The sequence below is a fragment of the Pseudomonas sp. GW822-FHT07A10 genome, from assembly GCF_058798795.1.
In genome coordinates, this window is the sequence record NZ_JBXAKV010000031.1 from 1 (window position 1) to 5,140 (window position 5,140).

3 protein-coding genes are annotated in these 5,140 nt (G+C 54.8%); all 3 read right to left on the reverse strand.

Translation table 11 applies throughout. The features are described from left to right. Positions 1-643 precede the first annotated feature (643 nt). Complete coding sequence (locus tag AC1RL4_RS29165) at positions 644-901, reverse strand: hypothetical protein (protein WP_155954669.1); 258 nt, start codon at positions 899-901, stop codon at positions 644-646. Beyond that, positions 898-1,452 (reverse strand): hypothetical protein, encoded by a 555-nt coding sequence (locus AC1RL4_RS29170; RefSeq protein ID WP_493120705.1) that lies wholly within the window; start codon positions 1,450-1,452, stop codon positions 898-900. Before AC1RL4_RS29170 ends, AC1RL4_RS29165 begins: the two co-directional genes overlap by 4 nt. A gap of 34 nt (positions 1,453-1,486) precedes the next feature. Continuing rightward, the coding region (locus AC1RL4_RS29175; protein WP_493120707.1) for a hemagglutinin repeat-containing protein at positions 1,487-5,140 on the reverse strand (3,654 nt) is incomplete at its 5' end.

The window sequence follows — 5,140 nt, forward strand, 5'->3', positions numbered from 1 at the left end:
GTGAGGCTCCAGCTTTGTGGGCCGGTGCCGGTCGGGTTGGTGCTGCCTTCCTGGCTCAAACGGAACAGGCCGTTCTGCCCGGAGGGCGAAATCGGGACAGACCACAAATAAATTGAAGGAGCAGTATCCAACCCTCGATAAACGTGGTCTGTCCCCGTTTACTTGCACGCGGTTGAGGGTGACTGGCGCACTGGTGGACGCGGTGACAGTGGCGCCGGTGAGGCTCCAGCTTTGTGGGCCGGTGCCGGTCGGGTTGGTGCTGCCTTCCTGGCTCAAACGGAACAGGCCGTTCTGCCCGGAGGGCGAAATCGGGACAGACCACAAATAAATTGAAGGAGCAGTATCCAACCCTCGATAAACGTGGTCTGTCCCCGTTTACTTTCCAAATTTAGCTTCAACAGCAGTCCGCTGCCCATTAACAATAGTCACATTGTCCGCAACACCGTTAACACGTTGCCCATTGATAACAGTTGTGTACTGACGCTCCGCATAAGGAACACTACCGTATAGGTCTCGAAGACCACTTTCGTAGCTTTGAGCCTTATCAATTGCCCGCGTACCACTGACAACCACAGGACTAGTAGTTTCTAGAGCAGTCCCTGCGCCTTTTGCACCAACCAAAGAGCCAAAAAATTACGAAGCTCTAACGACCTTGACCACGACCTCTGTTGACCGCATCCAGAAGCAGTTCTAGCTCAAGGCCATAACCATTCGGCTCGAAGCTTTCCTCTATTCCATTTATCAAAAATTCATTAGAAATCAACTCACAAAGCTCATCCACCTCACTTGATGATAATGAACTATTAAGTAATTTCTCAGCCAGTGCCAGTTGGTGCTCTCCTGCCATAAAGCACAACGCAAATAAAAGCTGTAATTGGGCGCTTGTTAAGAGGCTACTCATTTACCGGTCCCCGCAGCTGATTTCCCCCAACCGGTGACAACTTTACCTTCAGCATTGACCACTATGACTGCATCCGTCCCCGTATACCTAAATGTTGGACCATACTTTGAAGGGACATATTCAATCTTTAGAGGACTAGACCAAGCTCCACTGAGTGCTGACTGGCTTACACCAATGCCACCATCCCTTCCTGCAAATTGCTCCAATGCGTGATTTGAATAGCTAGTGATCTGTGTTGGTGCCCTTGCTCCGGCCGCCTGCTCAGCAACCATTTGCATTTTGAGTCTAGCAGCATTAGCTGCACTGCTTGCTCCTGAGTCAGGAATAGAGGGAATGCCTTTTGCACCGTCGACTTTACTACCAACCCCTTTTGATGTCGATGGTGGCTCTGCAGCTAAAGACCTAACCCCATAAACCCCCGCTAGGGCCGCCGTTGCAGCCTGGAGTGACATCACGAGATCATAACGACTCTCAATCTCACCTCTAGACAATCCCGATTCTTTCACTATTGCCGTTATAGCAGCATCTCTAGTGATACTTTCCGAATCCAAGCCTTGCAGGACAGCCTCAACATTCGCGGCGTCTTCAGGGTATGTCTTTATACAGCAACGAATAGGTTACAGAATCACCGTACTCCACAAGCGCTTGCTTGGCCATTGCAACTAAACGGCCACACTCCACACCTGCTTTATTTCCAGCTGTACATGCCGCTTGAATAGTCGCATCCCTATCCTTATCTAGTTTTTTTGTATCTGCTAATTTTTGTGCTTCTTCGGGCGTAATCGTGCCCTCACGCTCCTTAAGCGTTAGAGCTTTCTTTACGCTTGCCTCTTCAACACTAAGATAATTATTTTCTACCGCATTCTTACTTGCTTGCGCGCCAGCGATAGCATCTGCTGAACTGCCCCCAACAAGCCCACCCGCCAAACCACCGGCCAAGGTCGAAAGCGCCGAAACCTTCTGCTTTTCAGCCTCAGTCAGTTGATCGCTGGTCTTGCCCGGATAGAGCTGACTAGCAACCAGCTCGCCAATGCTTGCCCCTGCCGCTCCAGCTAAAGCTGAGTTCTGCTGGGATTTAGCCAACACCGCCCCGAGCAAGGCATGAGCCATGATCCTGGCTTCAAGGTTGTCGCCTGTACTGTCCTTGATGACACCGGCCAAATAAGGCGCCGATGCTCCCGCTATGGCCTGGCCGATGTTCCCGCCCGCCAATCCTTGAATCGCAGCAGTCACAGCCTGTGCAGCCCTTTGCAGATCGCTACCGGTGCCATACTGCTGCATGACCGTATTGGTGATCTGGGTAGCTATCTGCTCCTTACTTGGATCGGTGTTCCCCTCCTTAATCAGCTTTTGGCGGGCATCCTCGACCGCCAGGGGATCCTTCTGCGCCTTCGCGGCTTCAATCGTCCCTTGAGTACGAATGATGTCCATCGCCTGATTGCCGATATCACCAATCAGCTGCGCCTGGCGCAGGCGGTTCTGTTCTTTCTCCTTGTCGAAAATCGGACTCAAAGCATTGTTGGCGTGTTCGACGTCACGGCTCAGCGATGCCACATCTTGCTGTTGGTGATCTTTGTCGCGAATGGTGATTTCACCGTTCGAAACAGCCGAATAGGTGGTGCTGCTGTCATGCCCATTGTTGTTTGCCCCCACCAGCAACAGGCTGCCCATATTGCTCATGAACATCGAGCCCGCATTCCCACCAGTACCACCACTGACACTTTGATGCTGGCTACTGAAGTCGGCTTTGTTACCGATGTCCGTCCAACCCAGGGTGCCGGTGCTCAGCTTGTTTTTGTCGGCACTGGCAGTGCTGGCGATCACACTGCCATTGAGCTGGGTATGCTCGCCTACAGTGACCTGATAACCATCCTTGCCGGCAAACAGGCCCGTCTGTTCTTGCACGCTATTAAAGTTGGACTTGATCTTGTCCTGGCTGACGCTGAGCGAACCGCTCCCCGTCATGCTGCCGAAGGTGAAGCTTGCGCCACCGCTGACGTTGGCCTGCTTGGACTCGAAACGGTCACTGTCTTGCAGACTGCTCAGAGTCAGGTTGCGACCGATGTCAGCAACCACTTTTTGCGCCGAGGCTTGCGCACCTTCCAAGGTGGTATCCCGGCCGCTATTCAGGGTCAGTTGGTTGCCCGCATTGACGGTAGTCTCCGTCCATACGGTGCCATTACCCTTTTCCTTGCCGGTACCACTATTGGCGTTGGCAAAGATACTCAGACCCGCACCACTGGAGCCCACCCCCAGACTGACGCCGACAGCCCCGCCACCGCTCTTATTGGAACCCTCCAGCTTTTGCGTATTGGCCCCCGCGCGCATATCAATGTCGCGAGCAGCCGACAGCACTACGTCGCGCCCCGCCTGCAGCTTGCTGCCAATGACCGAGATGTCGCCCGTTGCAGCGCCCGGTTGTCCATTACCGGTAGCAATGACATGCAGATCATTACCCGCAGTCAGACTGCTTCCCTGGCTGACACTTTGCTCCTGGACCTGCTTGGAACTGGATTTTTGCGTCCCCAGAGACAAAGCAATACCGACAAAACTACCTTCCTTCGCGCCAGACTCTATTGCCTGAGCGCCCTGCCAAGCCTGATACCCAGACAAACCAGCCTTGATTCCCTGGAGCGCGGCAAGACGAGTGTCATCTTCGTGCTTGGCTTCCTGGGCGGTTTGCACCGCAGTGTTGACGGCCTCCCCCACCACACCCGACAAGGCAAGTGTCAGGCCACTTTTTTTGCTCTCCTGGCTAGTCCGGGTAGAGCTGTCACTCGCGGCGTCGATGATGCTGACATTTTTCCCGATCAGACTAATGTCCTTACCAGCGACCACATCCGAGGCCTTGACTGTAAGGTCCTTACCGGCGGTGATATTCACATTACCCAGCACACTGCCGACCGTGCTGGCCTTCTGGGTCTGGCTCTCGGTGTCCTGCTTATAGGTGTTCTTGGACGACCCCAAGGTGACACCGATCCCGCCGGAACTGATCAAGCCGGATTTCTTGGTCGATTGGCTATGCTGCGCGCTGAAGTGCTCGACATCGCTTTCGATGCGGATGTCATTACGTGCCTGCAGGTTGGTCTCTTCGGTCGACACCACGTTACTGGCGGACACCACCAGGTTGTTACCCGCCTGAACCAGCGTGGTGTTTCCGCTGAGCGTCGATCCCGTCAATGACGTGCTGCTGGAGGAGTCACTGCTCATCTTGCTGGTGCTGGACAGACCGAAACCACCCGACTTGGACTTCGCGGACGCACTGAACTGACTGTTCTGTGCGGCATTCAGATTGACATCGTTGCCAGCAAGAACCTCTAGGGCACCCTTGTCACTGTTCACGGTCGAGCCCGTGATATTGATGTCATTGACCGCGACTACAGTGGTTTTGCCTTCAGCTTGAATAACCGACGAAACGGCTTCTTCATTGCCGCTTTCGGTCATCGTCGACTTTTTCTTACCCCACGAGCCTTTCTTGGTTTTCGAGTAGTAGGAGTAATCACTGTTTTCCGCCGTGTTCAGACTGAGATCATTGCCTGCGTATACATACGCCTCATTGCCTGCGTTCACCCGACTGGCTGTGACCTCAAGATCCTGACCCGCACTCAAGGCAACGTTGCCCCCCGCAGTGACAGTCGTAGACACCTGACGGACGTGATCCTCCTGGCTGGTAACCTTTTTGCTCTTGCCATAGGAATGCTGTTCGTCCGCCGCCGAGGCCAATGTCAGGTCGCCAACGGCGCTCATGTTCACATCGCGTTTGGCGTCGATCTGGCTGGCAATGACCGCCAGGTCACGGCCAGCGGCAATCTTCAGGTCCTGCCCCACATCAACGTCTGAGCCAGATTGGGTGATGGTCTGATTACGATGCCGGCCCCGCTCGCCGCTGACGATCTGCTCAGCTGAAGTGATGTTGACGTCACGGCCGGCGGTGATCGTGGTACCAGCACCGCTTTTCAGCACGCTGCCAACGTTGTTGACGTCGCGTCCGGACTTGAGGGTCAGGTTGTTGGCCGCTTCGATTCGGGCGGCGTTGTCGACGAAGTCGGTCTGCTCGGTGCGGTAACCGCTGCTGCTTTGGTGAGTGGTAACGGTGCGTTCGTTGATCACGTCGCCCCGGGTGGTGGTCAGCGAGACATCACGGCCGGCAATGATGCCGCCGGCCTTGTTGGTCAGGTTGTTGGTGGCCAGCAGGTCGAGGCGATTGCCGGCTTCCACCAGGCCGCTGCTGACCAGGTC

Bases quoted from the DNA above. Each gene is read 5' to 3' on its own strand.
- AC1RL4_RS29165 (WP_155954669.1), bottom strand. From the start codon at position 901: ATGAGTAGCCTCTTAACAAGCGCCCAATTACAGCTTTTATTTGCGTTG.